The organism is Anaerobacillus arseniciselenatis (genome assembly GCF_001865995.1).
Lineage (GTDB): Bacteria > Bacillota > Bacilli > Bacillales > Anaerobacillaceae > Anaerobacillus > Anaerobacillus arseniciselenatis.
Genome location: NZ_MLQQ01000013.1, coordinates 106,744 through 124,458, shown reverse-complemented (window position 1 = coordinate 124,458; position 17,715 = coordinate 106,744). Strand labels below are relative to the sequence as shown.

The 17,715-nt window shown below is 36.1% G+C and carries 13 protein-coding genes; 1 reads left to right on the top strand and 12 read right to left on the bottom strand.

Annotated elements, in window-relative coordinates; genetic code table 11:
• Positions 1–235: 235 nt before the first annotated feature.
• Together xylA and BKP35_RS08885 are read right to left on the bottom strand one after the other, a co-directional pair.
• The gene (gene xylA, locus BKP35_RS08890) at positions 236–1,570 is read right to left on the bottom strand and encodes a xylose isomerase (RefSeq protein ID WP_071312990.1); all 1,335 of its coding nucleotides are present in this window, start codon (positions 1,568–1,570) and stop codon (positions 236–238) included.
• Positions 1,571–1,599: 29 nt separating this feature from the next.
• Entirely contained in the window at positions 1,600–2,721 is a 1,122-nt protein-coding gene (locus tag BKP35_RS08885) for a M24 family metallopeptidase (protein ID WP_071312989.1), read from the bottom strand.
• 501 nt (positions 2,722–3,222) lie between these two features.
• Between BKP35_RS08885 and BKP35_RS08880 the strand changes: the two genes are divergently transcribed.
• Positions 3,223–4,395, top strand: coding sequence for an ROK family transcriptional regulator (locus tag BKP35_RS08880; RefSeq protein ID WP_071312988.1), 1,173 nt, complete (start codon positions 3,223–3,225; stop codon positions 4,393–4,395).
• Between the two features lie 170 nt (positions 4,396–4,565).
• Here BKP35_RS08880 and BKP35_RS08875 read toward each other — a convergent pair whose 3' ends face one another.
• From BKP35_RS08875 to BKP35_RS08830, 10 genes are all read right to left on the bottom strand, one after another.
• Positions 4,566–5,198: a YesL family protein gene (locus tag BKP35_RS08875; RefSeq protein WP_084031540.1), complete on the bottom strand. Its 633-nt coding sequence runs from the start codon at positions 5,196–5,198 to the stop codon at positions 4,566–4,568.
• A 183-nt stretch (positions 5,199–5,381) separates the two neighbouring features.
• The gene (locus tag BKP35_RS08870; RefSeq protein WP_071312987.1) at positions 5,382–7,496 is read right to left on the bottom strand and encodes a glycoside hydrolase family 52 protein; all 2,115 of its coding nucleotides are present in this window, start codon (positions 7,494–7,496) and stop codon (positions 5,382–5,384) included.
• An 88-nt stretch (positions 7,497–7,584) separates the two neighbouring features.
• Complete coding sequence (locus BKP35_RS08865; protein ID WP_071312986.1) at positions 7,585–8,484, bottom strand: carbohydrate ABC transporter permease; 900 nt, start codon at positions 8,482–8,484, stop codon at positions 7,585–7,587.
• Positions 8,485–8,498: 14 nt separating this feature from the next.
• Positions 8,499–9,377, bottom strand: coding sequence for a carbohydrate ABC transporter permease (locus tag BKP35_RS08860; protein ID WP_071312985.1), 879 nt, complete (start codon positions 9,375–9,377; stop codon positions 8,499–8,501).
• An 88-nt stretch (positions 9,378–9,465) separates the two neighbouring features.
• Positions 9,466–10,809 (bottom strand): extracellular solute-binding protein, encoded by a 1,344-nt coding sequence (locus tag BKP35_RS08855; RefSeq protein WP_420534816.1) that lies wholly within the window; start codon positions 10,807–10,809, stop codon positions 9,466–9,468.
• A 121-nt stretch (positions 10,810–10,930) separates the two neighbouring features.
• Positions 10,931–11,698 carry a response regulator transcription factor gene (locus BKP35_RS08850; protein WP_071312984.1) on the bottom strand — a complete coding sequence of 256 codons (768 nt, stop codon included), beginning with the start codon at positions 11,696–11,698 and terminating at the stop codon, positions 10,931–10,933.
• The gene (locus tag BKP35_RS08845; RefSeq protein WP_071312983.1) at positions 11,670–13,433 is read right to left on the bottom strand and encodes a cache domain-containing sensor histidine kinase; all 1,764 of its coding nucleotides are present in this window, start codon (positions 13,431–13,433) and stop codon (positions 11,670–11,672) included. Before BKP35_RS08845 ends, BKP35_RS08850 begins: the two co-directional genes overlap by 29 nt.
• Positions 13,434–13,976: 543 nt before the next feature.
• The gene (locus BKP35_RS08840; protein ID WP_071312982.1) at positions 13,977–15,458 is read right to left on the bottom strand and encodes a protein adenylyltransferase SelO; all 1,482 of its coding nucleotides are present in this window, start codon (positions 15,456–15,458) and stop codon (positions 13,977–13,979) included.
• A 57-nt stretch (positions 15,459–15,515) separates the two neighbouring features.
• The gene (locus BKP35_RS08835) at positions 15,516–16,505 is read right to left on the bottom strand and encodes a Gfo/Idh/MocA family protein (RefSeq protein WP_071312981.1); all 990 of its coding nucleotides are present in this window, start codon (positions 16,503–16,505) and stop codon (positions 15,516–15,518) included.
• A gap of 130 nt (positions 16,506–16,635) precedes the next feature.
• On the bottom strand, positions 16,636–17,688 hold the full coding sequence (locus BKP35_RS08830) for an aldose epimerase family protein (protein ID WP_071312980.1): 1,053 nt from the start codon (positions 17,686–17,688) through the stop codon (positions 16,636–16,638).
• Between the last annotated feature and the right edge of the window lie 27 nt (positions 17,689–17,715).

Below are 17,715 nucleotides of genomic sequence, written 5' to 3'. Positions count from 1 at the left end.
AACCCGCATGACGGATACCCATCACCATCTAAAATGTAAAAGGCGGGTGCTTTCCCTCACTTCACCTTGACCTTCTTACGAATCTCAGACGTTCGTTCGTAAAAGCACCCGCCTTTTTTCATACAAAACTTGCAAGACGGCATACCGTCACCATCTGACAGGTAAATTTTATTTAAAAATATGCTGGAAAACGGATGTCGTCCAGCATATTTTTTCGTTACATTCATTTTATTAATTAAGCGTTGTTTGAAGAGATGGCTTCAAGTAAATATTTGTTTAAAATTGCTTTTAAATGTTCTTGACGACCTGACTTGTTCGTCGTAACTTTATCAATCTCTAAAGCGTGCTTTTGTAATGAATGGAAATCAGCTTTTCCTTCTACGATATCAAGACCAATTCCTTCTGTGAAGCTGCTATAGCGATCAGCAACAAAATCTTCAAGTACTTTATCTTCAAGCATACGTTGTGCTACTTTCGTACCGATAGCAAATGCGTCCATACCTGCAATATGTGCATAGAATAAATCTTCAGGATCAAATGAACCACGGCGTACTTTCGCATCAAAGTTTAAGCCACCAGAACCAAGTCCGTCATTTTTAATGATTTCATACATTGCTAATGTCGTTGAGTAAAGATCTGTTGGGAATTCATCTGTATCCCAACCAAGTAATGTATCACCTTGGTTAGCATCAACAGAACCTAACATACCGTTAATACGTGCCACATGTAACTCATGCTCGAAAGTATGACCAGCAAGTGTTGCATGGTTCGCTTCAATGTTAAACTTAAATGTATCTTGTAAGTCATATTGTTGTAAAAATGCTAAGCCTGTAGCTACATCAAAATCATATTGGTGCTTTGTTGGCTCTTGAGGTTTTGGTTCAATTAAAAATTGAGCATCAAAACCAATTTCTTTTGCATAATCTTTCGCCATATGGAAGAAGCGAGCAAGGTTGTCTAACTCAAGTTTCATGTTTGTATTTAATAATGTATCGTAACCTTCGCGTCCACCCCAGAATACATAGTTTTCAGAACCTAGCTCTTTACCAATTTCTAAACCTTTTTTTACTTTCGCGGCTGCATAAGCAAACACATCAGCATTCGGAGCAGTTGCAGCACCGTGTAACCAGCGGCGATGTGAGAACATATTTGCAGTGTTCCATAATAATTTCGTTTTACTTGTTTTCATGTATTCTTGGATCATTGGAACAATAATATCTAAGTTCTTAAATGTTTCACTCAATGAATCTGACTCAGGTGCAACATCAAAATCATGGAAACAGAAGTATGGTACATCTAACTTTTCAAAGAATTCAAAAGAAGCTTCTACACGTGCTTTTGCTAGATCAATTCCTGTTAAATGGTCATACGATCTAACCATCGTTCCTTGTCCGAAAGGGTCATTTCCTTCCCCAGTAAATGTATGCCAATATGATACAGCAAAACGCATGAAGTCTTCCATCCTTTGACCATTAATCATTTCTTCCGGGTTATAATATTTAAACGCAAAAGGATTATTAGTATTTGGGCCTTCGTATGCAATTTTGTTAACGTTTTTGAAATAAGTCATTTTAAATTCCTCCAATTTTAATGTTTTATTTATAATTCTAAAATCGCTGGTCGCTGGAGCGTGTCATTTTCTCCAATATTTATCTTTAATTGTGGCCAGCCACTGTTTGAAACTGTAATTATTTCCGGTTTCGTAACTCCTGTGATGATCGTATCTTCAGATTTTGTTCCTTTAATCGAAGGGTTCCAAGCAAATGCTTGGTTCGGTTGAAACACTTCTTGACTCATTGGAGTGATTAAGTAATCTCGATTTTGATAACCAATTGCTCCACCTTGGTGGTGATATTTCCACTCACCACGATAACCAACCTCTTCATAAAACTGCTTTATTTTATCGAACATTTGCCCTGCTGGTGTTCCTACTTTCGTTGCTTCAATCAGTTGTGCGTCAATTGTAGCGGTTAACAAAAATTTATCGTTCAAGCTTTGAGAAATTTTCCCGTTATGAACAATCCTAGTTATAGCAACAATTAATCCTTTATACGAAACACACGAGACGACCATACATTTTTTTTCAAAGCGTTTGTTCGTTGCGATAGGGTGTCGAAAAAGGTCAATCCGTTCATCACAAGCTACTAACGTAACTGTAGGTAATAACCCGTTAGATAAATAAACTTGGTTTAAGTTTGCAGCGATTTCTAACTCTGTTTGTCCAGGAGTAATCGTCGTCATGCAGAACTGTTCCATAAGTTGCGTAGCTTTTAAACCTAAGTCTCTGTATCTATCAAGCTCTAACTCTGTTAATGAGAAACGCAATTTACTTAATTCAGCCGTTTTTAAATCAAAGCCGTCCAATAAAGTATCTGTTGCCACTTTTCCTTTCTTAACGACTCTCCATACTGCCGAAGTAATGTCTTCATACCAAGGGTATTCAATGACTTCTATTGGCAAAGAAGCAATTTCCTCATTTACAACCCGTGGTTTTTCAATTGTATTAGTTACTAAGTAAATATTGTCACTTGTCACTAATAACCCACATTCACCAGTTTCACTATTATAAGGAATTCCGTTATAACCACCACTCGTTATCCACGCAAAGTTATCTGTCCTTTGATAAAAAACAGCATCATAATTGTTAATTTGTAAGAAACCCCTTACATTTTTCACTTTAGTTGTTAAATCTTCTACATGCGATTGAACTTCTATGAACATTTTCCACCTCGCTCAAGCAAACAAAATTGTTATTCGAATTCATCAATGTTTTTTTCTAACTTACAAACATATTGTATCAGTAAAAACTTAGTTTGTCTATCGAATGAACTAAGTTTTTATAAAAAATTTTAGATCAATGAATTCATAATTAATTATTCTCCTCACTAAGGACAGTATATAGTTGCGTCATAACCGTTCGCAAACTATATATTGTTTAGTGTGACTCGATTTTGGTCATTATGAAATTCACTCAGATAGATTACAATTTAAAATGATTAATGCTTTTTCTAGTCAAAGACCATTTCTACTAGTCGATCAGATAGCCTCCCTAACTCTTCTGCAGCTGAAGCCTATTCCTCAGTCGTTGCCAGTTTTACGCACCTCATTAGTTTGTCTATCGGATGAACTAAGTTTTCTTTATACAATAACTTATGGTATAACTAGTGTAGTATTATACAGTTCAGTAAAATTTTTATTTAAAAAATGATAGGAGCTATATAAATGTCTTGGAATCAGCAATTAGTAAAGCTTAATAATAAATCATTAGTATTAAAAATGATTAAAGATGAAGGCCCTCTTTCTCGTGCGGAAATTTCCCAACGTCTAGGATTAACGAAAGGAACTGTTTCTTCATTAGTTAATGAATTATTAAATGAAAGTTTATGTTATGAGACAGGCCCTGGGGAGTCAAGTGGGGGAAGGCGACCTGTTATGCTTTTATTTAATCAATCATCAGGTTATTCGATTGGAATCGACTTAGGTGTTAATTATATTTTAGGTGTACTATCGGATTTAAACGGAAAAATTGTCTCTGAAAAGAAGATCCGCCTTTATAGTACAACCTTTGATGAAACCGTTACCAGCTTAAAAAAAGTAATTAATGATTTACTGAGCAATGTCCCAGACAGCAAATATGGAGTCGTTGGTATCGGCATCGGTGTCCCAGGGATCGTTAATAAACAAAGTGAAATATTACTAGCGCCAAATTTAGGTTGGAAACATGTTCATCTAAAAGAGGAAATTGAAAAAGAATTTCAGTTACCTGCCATTATCGAAAATGAAGCAAATGCCGGAGCATACGGAGAAAAGGTTTTAGGTGCTGGTCAAAATTACGAAGACATCATTTATGTAAGTGCTGGAATCGGGATCGGTGTCGGGTTTATTTTAAATAATGAACTATACCGTGGCAAAAATGGTTTTTCCGGAGAACTCGGACATATGATTATTGAAGTTAATGGAAAAACATGTAGCTGTGGCAGTAGTGGTTGTTGGGAACTTTATGCATCAGAACGAGCACTTTTAACCGAAGCCAAAAGATTACCTTTCCTTCCTCTAAAGGAAGAAGAACTAACATTAGAGTCGCTAATTGAAGTGGCTAATACAAATGAGGAAATTGCCCACTATTTTAAACAAGTAGGTCATTATTTAGGCATTGGCATTAATAACATCATAAATACTTTTAACCCAGAACAAATTATTATCGGTAATCGTTTGGCGATGGCGAAAAAGTGGATCGAAGAACCTGTACGACAAGTTGTTGTAAAGTATACGTTAAAACAGCACCAAACGGACTTAACAATTACTTTTGCCGAGCTATCGGTATACTCGACAGCCTTAGGAGTATCCGCTTATGCGACTGAAAATTTTTTACGCTCTGACTTGCTTCAGCAATAAATAAGAAAAGCGCAAGCGCCTTGGTAAGCTTCGACAAGCGTTGGAGGGCCCGCAACGTTTTGCCTCCTCTTCGCTTCTCCCTCGTGAATAGGCAAATCTTGATGGACCGAAACGCTCGAGAAGCTAGGCGCTGGAGCTAGACAATACAAAAAAGACGACCGTATAATCCATCACCCGGATACAAGTCGTCTTTTTTTCTTTTTATCGATATTTAAAAAGCTTTGAAAACAAGACCACATGATGATATAAGCAACTACACTTGCACCAAAAAACACCAACAATTGAGGAATGATTAGTAGGATATAATAAAATAAAACTAAGCCTAAGATCATAATAATATTATTAATTGGATTAATGACCATGATTAAAAATGCATTTTTTACAACTTGAAATAAACTTACATTGTAATGAACATACGTAGGAAAAAGGTATAATGTCACTAAACTAAAAAGGATTACTAAAAGAAAAAAAGCATATTTACTTATTTGAATGAGCGGATCATCGCTGAACATTATAACGGAATTTTGTATATAAAGGACATATCCTATAGCTACAAAGATCCATCCAATAATGTTCCCTTTAAAAAAATCTTTTTTATAGCTTTGCCAAAACGTTTTAAAAATTGGAATGTCAGATTGATTCATCATCCATTTTCGAACGACAGAAAACATTGCGATCGTAGCTGGGAAAACTCCTAAAACAAGTAAGCCGACAAAGGAAAAAGCAATCCATAAAATATTCACATAAGCAAGCCTCATAATCCATTCACAAATTCTATACAAAAAACTTGTTACATAATTCACTTCTGCCCACTCCTTAAACGGTTCAAATTCATTGTATTTAATACAAAGGAAGTTTTGAAACCTTTGTATCTACGGCAACAAGTTGTTTGGGCTGTTCAAAAAGCAAATATCTTACACTTTTTGGAACAGCCCTCTTCAATATATTGCACTAATTATTTTGTAAAGATACTACTATAACGTCCGTTATTTTTCTTGGAGCCAAAGAATGCTTGTCACACCTCTAGGATAATATTTACTACCGCTAATTTCACCGGAAATGATTTGGTCACTCCAACTCCAAACAGACAATGTAGGATGTGTTAACCATTCAACATGAGCAGCATCTGCTTGCTTTCCTTTTTCGTCCCATGTTAAACCGAGAATTTCGCGAGCGATAAATTGTGATAAATATATTTTACTGAGCCATGAGTTATTACTTGTTGAAGAGATTTTCCACCCACCGTTATCAAACAAGCATACGCCATCAACTAAAACTGTATCCAAATGCTTTTTAAGTGCTTTGATATATGGCCCAAAGCGACCATTAGGGTCTAACGCCTCTTTACAATTTGTAAAATACGGGAACACTAACCCTTCAATCGCTGGAATTATTTTAGAATCATTTCCTTCTCCAACAACTGCTGGAATATAGCCGTCTTCAGTCACAAAGCTCACGATTGTTTCAGCAGCTCTTTCAGCTTGTAAGCCCGCTTGCTTCGCTAATTCACCTTCACCATTATCAGCAAAGATCTTCTCTAACGCAACATAAGACGCCCAACACTTTCCAGCCATATAAATATTATTTCTTGCTTGCCCTAACGAAACATCAAGACTATCATAAGTCGTAATCTCTGCTCCACCCATCACACGAGTAGAATCTAACCCCATAATTCCATTTCTTTTTTCAGGAAGAGGATGATCTCGATTTACTAAACTTTCAAAACATTTATTAAAAATTCCCATATTTTCTTCTAGCCATTTTTGATCTTCTGTTTGTTCTACATAAACAGCGGCACAAAGTACCCAGTTCACCAACTGTTCATGAGTCATATGTGAGAAACAACCGTCTAATCCGTATAATTCATAGGATGAATATTGTGGTCTAGAGATCGTGTTTGCAACGCCCATATCATGTGTAAAGCTTATCCCACCAGGATATTCTGTTTCATCATTTGGAAAACGAACTTTATCCTCATAGCTAAACCTTTTCACAAACATATCTAATTCATTTTTTACTGTCCATGGATTCATTTTTAACTCAAAGAATAGCTGATCGACCGTTAAATCAAACGTATTCATCATTCGATATTCGCCTTCATTAACGACCCAAAACGGCTCTCCATCAAGATCTAAAAATTGTGTGCTTCCGTAGTAACTTCTAATAGAGTGTGCCATCATAAATTTTTGATCTTCTGTTAAATGTTCTGCATCGTTGACTAATTGGTTTGCTTTTATAGCACGTTCTTTCACTTCTTCTACGTTTTGCAGTGCATATTGAGCGACTTCTTCGATATTTTTAAAGTAACGCGTATAATAATATGACGTATCTAAACCAGCTGTTACGTAGCCTGAACGGTGAAAACAGATCGCAAATTGATACGTTTTTCGAGTTCCAGCAGGTACATCCATAATTAATGATGCAACTGGTCCTAAACCGAAGGTCCAATTCTCTTCAAGTGTAGTCATTAAAATATTTTCTAAGCTAAAGTGCATTGCCGATTTCACTTCTTGATTAGATGCAGCAATGGCAGTTATTCGTCCCTGACCAACACCAGCAATATCTTGAGTCGTATCATCTAATCTTCGCATCGAACTATATGTATCATTTCCTTCGTAGCCAAAAAACGCTCTTCTTGTTTTTGTTCCTTTTGTATTATCGATCGTTAATTCAGCAATAACAGCTGGCATGATCGTTAATTTTAACTTTTCCTCTGAACCAGTCGTCGGGTCTGGGACAGATTGTGCTTGCGAATAAATTGTAAAAGTAAGGTCTCCAGCTTTCCACGTGTCTGTCCCTAACTGAAAGTCGCGTTCTACATTTTCTTTTTCAAAAGGAAAAATAATTTTTGGTTTATCAGGATTTGGGTCTGGATTTTCAATATCATAACGTTTACTTTCATCTTCACCGGTATCAAAAAACGGTAATGCTTCATAAATTCCATCTTGATCGATAGATTCTACACCTACAAAAACATTTTTACGAGGTGAACGTCCTAATTCTAAGTCAAGTCCTCCCCCACTCCCTGGAAATCCTAAAGTAAAACTCGAGAATGCTCCAATAGGTGAATGATGAGCATTAAAAAACATATTTTTTCCCATTCTATCTCCCTACTTTCTTCAAGATATTAAGAAAAGCGCAGGCGCGTTGGTCACCCCTATAAGCGCAAGCGCCTTAACTTTTAAGAAATTATCCTTTAACTGCCCCTGATGAAATTCCTTCAACAATCTTATTACTTAAGAAGAAAAATGCAATTAAGATCGGTAAAATACTAATAACTAAGGTAGCACCAATTGCTCCCCATTCCGTCATATATTGACCTACGAAATTTTGAATTCCAACGGTTAGAGTTTTATATTTATCGGAACTAATAAATGTGTTAATAAAGATAAACTCATTCCAGTTGTAAATCATATTAATAATCGCTGTTGTTGCAATTACCGGCATTGTCATCGGTAATGTAACTTGAAAGAAAATACGATGAACCGAGCAACCATCAATGACAGCGGCTTCTTCAATTTCACGCGGCAATGTATAATAAAAACCGAGTAAAATCATTATCGTTAACGGGAGGTTAAATGCTGTATAAGTTAAGACAATCGCTATCGGATTATCAATTAAATTCACTCTTAGGAAAAAATCGAATAATGGAATTAACGTCGAGTGTACCGGAATCATAATCCCTACCATAAATAGTCCTAAAACTACCTTATTAAGCTTCCACTGCATTCTAGTAATTGCAAATGTCACTAAACTAGCCGATAAAACAGTTAAAACTACGGCAGTGGCAGTAATCCATACACTATTAAAGAAGTACAAGCTTATATTTCCTTCTGTCCAAACAGTTAAATAGTTTCCCCACTGTGGATTACTAGGTAATGAAAATGGTGAGTCATTAAATACTTCACTATTCGTCTTCAGTGAGAAGGATACCAACCAAATTAGTGGGTAAATTTGAAAAAAGGCTATTATACCTAGAACGGTATAAAGAGTTACGTAACCAATTTTACTTAACAAACTTCTAGTAGAATTTTGAGGATCTAACTTAGGAGCCTGTTGTTTTTCTTGCTGTACTGTTACTTCATTCATTATTTTACCCTCCTTTAATATTGGATCTCTTCATCTGAAACCGTTAACTTTCGAATAAGCCACGTTACAATGAGAATAATTAGTAATAAGAAAAATCCAATCGCACTTCCGTAACCAAAATTATATGAGCCAAAGGCTTGTTTATACATATATGATGCCATAACTTCACTTGCACCGTTTGGGCCTCCGCCGGTCATTACATAAATTAAATCAAAATACTTTAATGATCCGACAATCGCTAGTACAACCGTTATTTTTATGATATTTGAAATAAGTGGCAGTTTAATTTTATACCCGATTTGAAATGGAGTTGCTCCATCGATTTTAGCTGCTTCAATAATTGAATCTGGAATGTTCTTTAAAGCCGCATAGTAAATTAAAATGTAAAAACCTGCATATTGCCAAATAATAGGAATAAAAATTGCAAATAATACGATTTTTGGATCTGATAGCCAAGCTGGGGGATTATCAACCCCAATACTCATTAAAAAGCTATTTAATACCCCGTTTGTAGGATGATAGATTTTTAACCATAGCTGAGCGATTGCCACAGAAGATAATAACATCGGTATTAAATAAATTTTTCTAAGTAAATTCGCACCTTTGATTTTCCCTGCTAAAATTAAAGAAATAACTAAATAACCTACTAAACTCAATGCAGAAAAGACTGCTAATAAAAATGAGTGATATACACTTGTCCAAAACATCCCATCTGTTATGAGTCTTCTATAGTTTTCGAGCCCAATAAACGTCATTTCTCCAATCCCGTCCCATTTCATTAACCCGTAATAGCCAGTTAATGCGATCGGAATATAGATTAATAGCATGATTAAAAAAAGCGCGGGGAATACATATAACGCAATGATGAATTTATTTGACATGACTTTATTCATAGTTTCATCCCCTTTATATTCGTAAAAAATTTAAGTGAAGGACATACCTAAAGTTAAAGATATGCCCTTTATAAATGATAATTTTTATTTAGTCTTCACTAGATAAAGCTTCTTCATGTCTCTCGGCAAATTCTTCTGGAGTAACTTGCTCACCGAATAAGGCTTGGATCATATTTAAATGTACTTGTGCTACTGATGAGCTCATTTGAACATCTGCATACAATGTAATATTGCTCGCATTATTTAACTCATCTAATACATCAATATACATTTCTGGTAAGTCTAATGTGGAAGTGTCAACCATTGTTGCTGGAATTACACCTGCATCTTCAACAGACCTTTTTCCCCACTCCTCAACGAAAAATTTCAAAAATGCTTTTGCTTCATCTTTTACATCAGAGTTTTCAGCAACGAATAAACCAACACCTGGTCCACCTACGAAACTGTTAATGTCACCTTGTCCACCTTCAACCATAGGGAACTTAAAGAAATCAATCGCATCTCTAAATTCTTGCGGTACAGTTTCGTTTGTTGTAAAGTTCGGTAACTCCCAAGAGCCCATTAAATACATTGCTGCTTGGTTATTCATGAATGGACCTTTTGCTTCATCATTTGAAAGACCGTTAAAACCTCTTATGAAAGCATTCATTTCTACTAAATTTTGAAGTTCTTCAGCCGCTTGAATTAGTGCCGGATCTTCAAAAGTACCAGTACGATTAATTGCATTTGTTAACGTATCTGGACCACCGATGCGATCAGCTAAATACATATACCACAACGAACCTGTCCAAGCATCTCTATTTCCTACAGTAATTGGTGTTACACCGTTGTCAGCTAACGTTTGGACAACATTCTTAAATTCTTCAAAAGTTTCTGGAACATCTAAACCGTGTTCTGCAAAAATTTCTGTATTGTAATAAATTGGAGCAATGTTTAATTCAAGTGGAAGCGCATACGTTTGTTCATTATAAGAGAACGCTTCTACTGTACCAGGAATAAACGTTTCACTAAATTCAACATCTAGCATGTCATCAATAACTGCAAATTGATTTCCTCTAGCAAAAGGCTCTAATGCGCCTGCTGCCCAAGTCATCCCAACATCTGGAAGGTTGTTAGAAGAAGCTAAAATTTGTAAGCGCTCTCTATATTGCTCTACTGATAACACTTCTGTTTCAACTTTTACATTTGGATTTTGACTTTCAAAGTCACTAATAATGTCCCCTACAATCATGTTGTGCTGCTCTGCACTACCTGATGGCCATAAGTGCATAAAGTCAACTGTCACTTGTTCATCATCACTACCTGCACTTGAACCATTGTCTGTACTAGAGCCGTTGTCTCCATTACTCTCATTTGAGCCAGAACATGCAGCTAAAACTAGTAAAAACATAGTGAAAATTGAAAATAATGTAATCGCTTTCTTTTTAAACAAATAAATTACCCCCTACTACTTTGTATTTGTGTCTTTATTTGCTGAACACAAATTAATTGTAGCACCATATGTTATTTCGAATAAGGTAAGCACGATTGGGTAAAATACTACTATTTTTAGATTACTTTAATTTTTTATACTTGCTCGGGGTTAAGCCTTCATACTCTTTAAAGGTTTTAATAAAATACTTTGAAGTAGTATAACCGACAGCTTCAGCTATTTCAGCCACTGATAACTGTGTCGTTAACAACAAATTTTTCGCTTTCTGGATTCTAGAGCGTGTCATATACTCACTAAACTTCATATTCGTATGTTCTTTAAATAACACACTAAAATAGCTTGAATTTAAATGGACATGAGCAGCCACTTCTTTTAATGTCAGCGGATGCTCCAAGTTCTCTTCAATAAAATCAAGAGCTTTTTTTATAGGCCCTATATGCTCTTCCTCCGATTTTATATTAACTAGGCTATCATCGACTACCTTTTCAATCATGTCGCTTCGATAGCGTTTTTCCTCCACTTGTAAAGCTTTTTCTACTTCCTCAATTAACTTTTGTTTCTTTATAGGCTTTAATAAATAATTAACAACACCTATCTCTATCGCTTCTTGAGCATAGCTAAAATCGGAATAAGCAGAGATAATGATCACTACAGGAAAATGGTTTTGTTCCTTCAATATTTTTAGCATTTCAAGCCCAGTCACCTCTGGCATTGAGATATCCGTAATTAATACGTGAATTGTTTGTTGTTCTAAAATTCCAATGGCCGTTTGCGCATTTGGCGCTGCTAAAATTTCATAATTTCCATTGGACCACGACTCAAGTGTCTTCTTCAAACCTTGCAAAGTAATTGGCTCATCATCAACGATTAATATTTTCTTCCCCATCATTGCCCTCCCACTTTAATGGTATTTTGAACTGACAACACGTTCCTTTATTTACTTCACTACTAATTATTAGACCAGCACTAGTATTTGGATAATAAAGCTTTAACCTTTGATCGACATTTACGACGCCAATGCCGTTTCTACTCTTAATGATTGTCTCGCCTGTTTTTAATTGATTATTTATTAACTTGACTGTCTCTTTGTCTATGCCTTTACCGTTGTCTCTCACTTCACATATTAAATAATTTTCGGTAGACGACTTTTTAATTGTAACTGAGATTCTCCCTTGTCCAATTTTATTACTAATTCCATGAATAATCGCATTTTCAACTAAAGGTTGAATTAATAATTTCGGTATTTTTATATTTCCATACTGTTTTGATACTTGAATTTCCCAACTAATATTCTCTAATCTAAATTTCATAATTTGCATATATTGTTCAACATGATTAAGTTCTTGCTTAACCGTTACCCACTCTTCGCTATTATTTTTATCGATCGTATAACGAAATAACTCAGACATTGCCACAATGAGATCAGCTAACTGATCATCACCTTTTTCATCTAATGACCAATATATAGCATTTAATGTATTAAAAAGAAAATGAGGATTGATTTGTGATTGTAAAGCTTTTAACTCTGTCCTGTTTCGGCTTAATTCCTTTTCATACACCTCTTGAATTAAATGGTTGATTTCCTCAACCATCTCATTATAAGTCGTATTTAACTCGTTGATTTCAATGGTTGAAGGGACATCTGTATTAACAACGAGCTCCCCTTCGCCTCTATTTTTCATTGTCCTTGTCAACTTAAAGATCGGTCGTGTAATCATTGTCGAAAGAAAATACGACAAAATTACAAATAAAATAAAGCCAAAAAGGCCGGCCAGTATGGTTGCAGTCCTTAAAATAGGTACACCTTCCATCAAAGTTTTCACAGGTGTTAATAAAACTAACGTCCAACCTGTATAATTGGAATTTTGTCTCACGTACATATAGTCGTTTCCATCAATCGGTATAACGCCTTCATTTTTTTCAAATAATTGTTCGAAATCCCCGATGTAATTTGAGATAATCGGTTCATTATTTTTGTCTAATAAAATTGTGTATTCCTCACCCGGTACTGAATTTTGTGAATCCATAAGTTGAAAATAATTAGGATTGACTTGAATTAGTAGATATCCTCCGTTTCCGAATGAATGATCAATTAAGTTCACTTGTCGAATTGCTAAAAAATATTCAGGGTCTTTTGGGTCTTCACCGATCCAAACGAGCCCACCATTAGCAACGTTCGCTTCAATCAACCACTTTCTTTCAATACGATCGGTCACCAGCCCTTCATCCAACGGGATTACTTTATTAAAGTCTTTCGTATAAAGTTCAAATGATGCGATGGCATTAGAATAAATTAGAAACCTATTCACTTCTTCCATTAATGATTGACGCTCGCTAAAGCTTGGTGTTTGCCCAGTAAGATCATCAAGCAAATATTGTTGTAACTTCGAATTTGTCGCCACTTGAACACTTAAATTGTTGATTTGTTCATATAGCGAATCGATTCTTCCGCTAGCTTCAACTGCCGTTTGTCGCATTTGGCCTTCGGATTTATCTGTAATCAAATTTAAAACGATACTGTAAGTAATCGTCCCGACGACAATGAGGGTGATAAACATTACAAACAAATAAACAATTAAAATTTGATTTCGGAGTGTATTATACTTACCTAGTAAAAAGTTCATGTGAGTAACAACCTTTCTTAATGAGCGAATTTCAAAATTACCTAAGTTGAGAGGAACTAAACTATATGTAGCGACGAACGCTTTAACGCAACTACCTATAGTTCCTTAATGGCAAAAATATGATGAAATTCATTAAATTTAGAAAGAATAAAATGATATTATTATATAATAACAAAACTACTAAAAAGAATATAGCGCTTTCATTAAGGCAAATAGTTCCTAGTGTATTATAGCAACGTCTCTCCTGGCTATACACAATAATACTTATACATTCCTTTTCCAACAAAAAAAGGCTGTCCCATAAGTTTCTGACAGCATGTAGCACTTACTAAATATTGACGGATTAATTTATCTATCTATATTTGGTGCATAACTGTGTCTGACACTTTCTTATGGGAACAGCCTCTTATTCTGTTTTAGCGAACTCGTTACAACAACCTGAAACATCGAGAAATCAGATGGTGTCTCGACTCCACCTGTTAAAAGTTCCCACCTACGCTACGCGTTGAGCTGGTGGTCTATAACCCTTAAACCATTTAAGGATCACGTCCCACAAAACGTACGATATGGCTGTTTCGATTGCGAAGGCTGTGCAAAATAATCAGCGCCTTGTTCCGGAGAATGTGCGAATGGTTTTGAGAGCACCTCAAGAAGTCGCTCCATCAAGCTATAATCTCCTTTTTCTACCGCTGCATCTAGTGCTTCTTCTACGCGGTGGTTACGCGGAATGACTGCTGGATTTGACTTTTGCATTAACTCGCGTGAGGTTTCCTTCGTTTCTTGCTGTCTCTCTAACCTTTCCTGCCAACGCTTATACCACTGATCAAAATCATCGTAACCATGTAGAGACGTATCTTCAAGCGTATCAAACGTTAATGCGCGAAATGTATTCGTGAAGTCTGCACGATATTTTTGCATCATCGTAAAGAGCTCTTCAATTAGATCTTCATCTTGCTGTTCTTCATTAAATATTCCTAGTTTTGCTCGCATTCCGTTAATCCAGTTGCACCGATATAACTCTGTAAAATTAGAAAGTTCTTTTTCAGCAATTTTAATCGCTTCTTCTTTATCGTTATCGAGAAGTGGCAACAACGTTTCCGCTAATCTTGCAAGATTCCAGGCTGCAATATAAGGTTGATTACTGTAAGCATAACGACCTTGACGATCAATCGAACTAAACACCGTTTCAGGATCATACGTATCCATAAACGCACATGGACCATAATCAATCGTTTCTCCACAAAGAGCCATATTATCGGTATTCATCACCCCGTGAATGAAACCGACGAGTTGCCATTTAGCAATTAACACCGCCTGACGTTTCATCACTTCCTGAAGTAACACTAAATACGGGTTCCCACTGGTGTCGGCGTCAGGGAAATGCCTTTGCAACGTATAATCAGCCAAAGACCGAAGCTCTTCTTCACTTCCCCATTTAGCCACGTATTGAAAAGTACCGACGCGGATATGGCTCGAGGCAACACGCGTTAAAATTGCTCCTGGTAGTTCGGTTTCACGAAGCACCCCTTCACCTGTTATTACTACTGCAAGGCTCCGAGTAGTAGCAATCCCAAGTGCATGCATCGCTTCACTAATGATGTGTTCCCGTAACATTGGCCCTAGTGTCGCGCGACCATCACCACCACGAGAATAAGGCGTTCGCCCTGAACCTTTCAGTTGAATATCAAACCGGTCTCCTTCAGGAGTAATCTGCTCACCAAGCAGTATCGCTCGACCATCACCTAACATCGTAAAATGTCCAAACTGGTGCCCCGCATAAGCTTGGGCAAGAGGATGAGAGCCTTCAGGAAGTTGATTTCCAGCAAACACCTCTACGCCCTCTTCACTTTTTAGCGCTTGAGCGTCAAACCCTAAGGAGGACGCTAACGATTCATTGAAAACAATTAATTTAGGTGAGTGCACTGGAGCGGGCTTAATGCTAGTGAAAAATGCTTTCGGCAGACGTGCATAGCTATTGTCTAAGTTCCATCCTGCTTCTGTTGATGTTCCATTTTCATGCTTCATTTCTTCTCCTTTTAAACTTTTGACATTTAGTATCTTTTATTTTTTCACGTTACTCAGTTATATATTAATTATTTTTCCGGTTTCTATTGCTTTATAACAAGCATCAATAACTTTCATATTTCGAATACTGTTTTCCCATGTAGAAGATAAATCTTCTTCTTCCAAAATAGCTTGTGAAAAACGCTCGACTTGCATGCGATAAACATCTCCAACAACTTTTAATTCTTTTGTTCCATCTTCTGTTTGAAGGATGACAATACCTTGGTCACCATGAATATCTGGCCGAAAAGCTCTTGGAACTTTAATTTGCCCTTTTGTTCCAATAATTTCGTACTCATTTCTAAACGCCATCTCAAAACTGCTGTCAAAAGTAGCACTTACTCCATTTTCAAGTTTTAAATAACCAACTGCTGAAGTATCAACTTGATGTTCTTGATCAATATTTGCATGAATAAATATTTCTGTAGGTTCTACTTGTAATACGTTACGAATCACATGGATACTGTAACAGCCCACATCATATATACTTCCTCCGCCTTTGGTTCGGTCCATCCGGATATTCCCTTTAGGTTTGTTAAGCAAAAATGAGAAGCTTGCACGCATTAATTTCACTTCGCCGATCTCACCTGAAGCTATAATCGCCCTTACCGTGTCATGTTGAGGATGAAATTGATACATAAAAGCTTCCATAAAATGAACGCCTCTTACTTTACAAAAATCAATCATTTCCTTTGTGTCTTCAGCAGTTAAAGAGGCTGGTTTTTCACATAAAACATGCTTACCATGTTTTGCAGCTTCCATCGTCCATTTCTTATGTAAGTGGTTAGGAAGTGGTATGTATATTGCATCTATTTCTTCATCTCGTAGCATTTGTTCATACGTATGATAAGTTTTTTTTATGTTAAAAGCATCAGCAACTTCTTTTGCTTTTCCACTACTACTTGCAATCGCTACAACTTCTGCATTTTCCGAACGCCCAATTGCTGGAATCATTGCTTTTTGAGCAATATTTGCAGTACTTAAAATTCCCCAGCGAACCTTCGTCATTATTACTCAACTCCTTTCGATTTAATACCAAACCGGTAAATTCACATTTGGAAACAGTGGTAATTCCATGAACTTTCATTCCTCGTCAGTGGCTAATGTTAATTATATTTCGTTCATTACACAAGTGAAATTATTTATCTATAATTCCAAAAGAATATTTTGTTTGAGAATGATATTTTCGGTCCTTTTCAAGAACAACTGAAGGAAAATGGGAATGATTAATAGCGTCTGGAACGCCTTGAGTTTCTAAACATAAACCAAGATATTTTCTTGATTGTACATCGCCAATTTTAAAATCATCTTGGAGTTGGGTTCCTGTATAAAGGACTACACAAGGTTGATCTGTTTCAATTATTAATCGACGACCGCTTTCATCATCAACTAAAACAATCTCACTATGGTTATTTTCACTTAAAAGGAATGGATGATCATATCCAGCCCCGGCTAATTGATTTTGTGGATGTGTTGACGTCGTACCATCAATGATCTTTCTCCCTTTTCGAAAATCGAAAGGAGTGCCCTCGACTGTTAATTGTTCACCGGTTGGAACTAGTCCGTTATTTAATTCAAGAAACTGGTCACTCTTTAGCTCTAAACGATGATTTAAAATGTCGCGCTTAGCATTGCCACTTAAGTTAAAGTACGTATGATTCGTAACATTCAATAACGTGGTTTCATCTGTTTCACCTTCATAAGTTATGATGAATTCATTATTTTTTGTTAATGTATATTTAACTGTCATTTCTACATTACCTGGATAACCCTCTTCTCCGTCTTTACTTAAACGAGAAAATACAACCGCTAACTCATCATCAGTTTCAACTGTCGTTGAATTCCATACTAATTTATCAAAACCTTCCACTCCACCATGTAAGTGATGATTTCCATTATTTGTCGCTAACTGATATTTCTTACCGTTAAGTTCGAACTGTCCTCTCGTAATACGCCCTGCCACACGCCCACACACGGCACCAAAGTAGGGTGAGTACTTTTGATAATCTTCTAATGCATTAAACCCTAGTACAACGTTTTCAAGGTTCCCTTTTGCATCCGGAACAAAAATACTTGTAATAATACAGCCATAATCTATACAAGTCACTTCCATCCCCTGTTGATTTTTCAGTGTATAAGAATAAATCTTTTTATCGTCCAACTCTGAAAATAATTCTTTTTTAATTGTCATATTAGCTATATTCTCCTTTAAAAGTTT

Excerpts from the sequence above, each read along its gene's own strand:
- xylA (WP_071312990.1), bottom strand. The coding sequence starts at position 1,570 with ATGACTTATTTCAAAAACGTTAACAAAATTGCATACGAAGGCCCAAAT.
- BKP35_RS08885 (WP_071312989.1), bottom strand. The coding sequence starts at position 2,721 with ATGTTCATAGAAGTTCAATCGCATGTAGAAGATTTAACAACTAAAGTG.
- BKP35_RS08880 (WP_071312988.1), top strand. The coding sequence starts at position 3,223 with ATGTCTTGGAATCAGCAATTAGTAAAGCTTAATAATAAATCATTAGTA.
- BKP35_RS08870 (WP_071312987.1), bottom strand. The coding sequence starts at position 7,496 with ATGGGAAAAAATATGTTTTTTAATGCTCATCATTCACCTATTGGAGCA.
- BKP35_RS08865 (WP_071312986.1), bottom strand. The coding sequence starts at position 8,484 with ATGAATGAAGTAACAGTACAGCAAGAAAAACAACAGGCTCCTAAGTTA.
- BKP35_RS08860 (WP_071312985.1), bottom strand. The coding sequence starts at position 9,377 with ATGAATAAAGTCATGTCAAATAAATTCATCATTGCGTTATATGTATTC.
- BKP35_RS08850 (WP_071312984.1), bottom strand. The coding sequence starts at position 11,698 with ATGATGGGGAAGAAAATATTAATCGTTGATGATGAGCCAATTACTTTG.
- BKP35_RS08845 (WP_071312983.1), bottom strand. The coding sequence starts at position 13,433 with ATGAACTTTTTACTAGGTAAGTATAATACACTCCGAAATCAAATTTTA.
- BKP35_RS08840 (WP_071312982.1), bottom strand. The coding sequence starts at position 15,458 with ATGAAGCATGAAAATGGAACATCAACAGAAGCAGGATGGAACTTAGAC.
- BKP35_RS08835 (WP_071312981.1), bottom strand. The coding sequence starts at position 16,505 with ATGACGAAGGTTCGCTGGGGAATTTTAAGTACTGCAAATATTGCTCAA.
- BKP35_RS08830 (WP_071312980.1), bottom strand. The coding sequence starts at position 17,688 with ATGACAATTAAAAAAGAATTATTTTCAGAGTTGGACGATAAAAAGATT.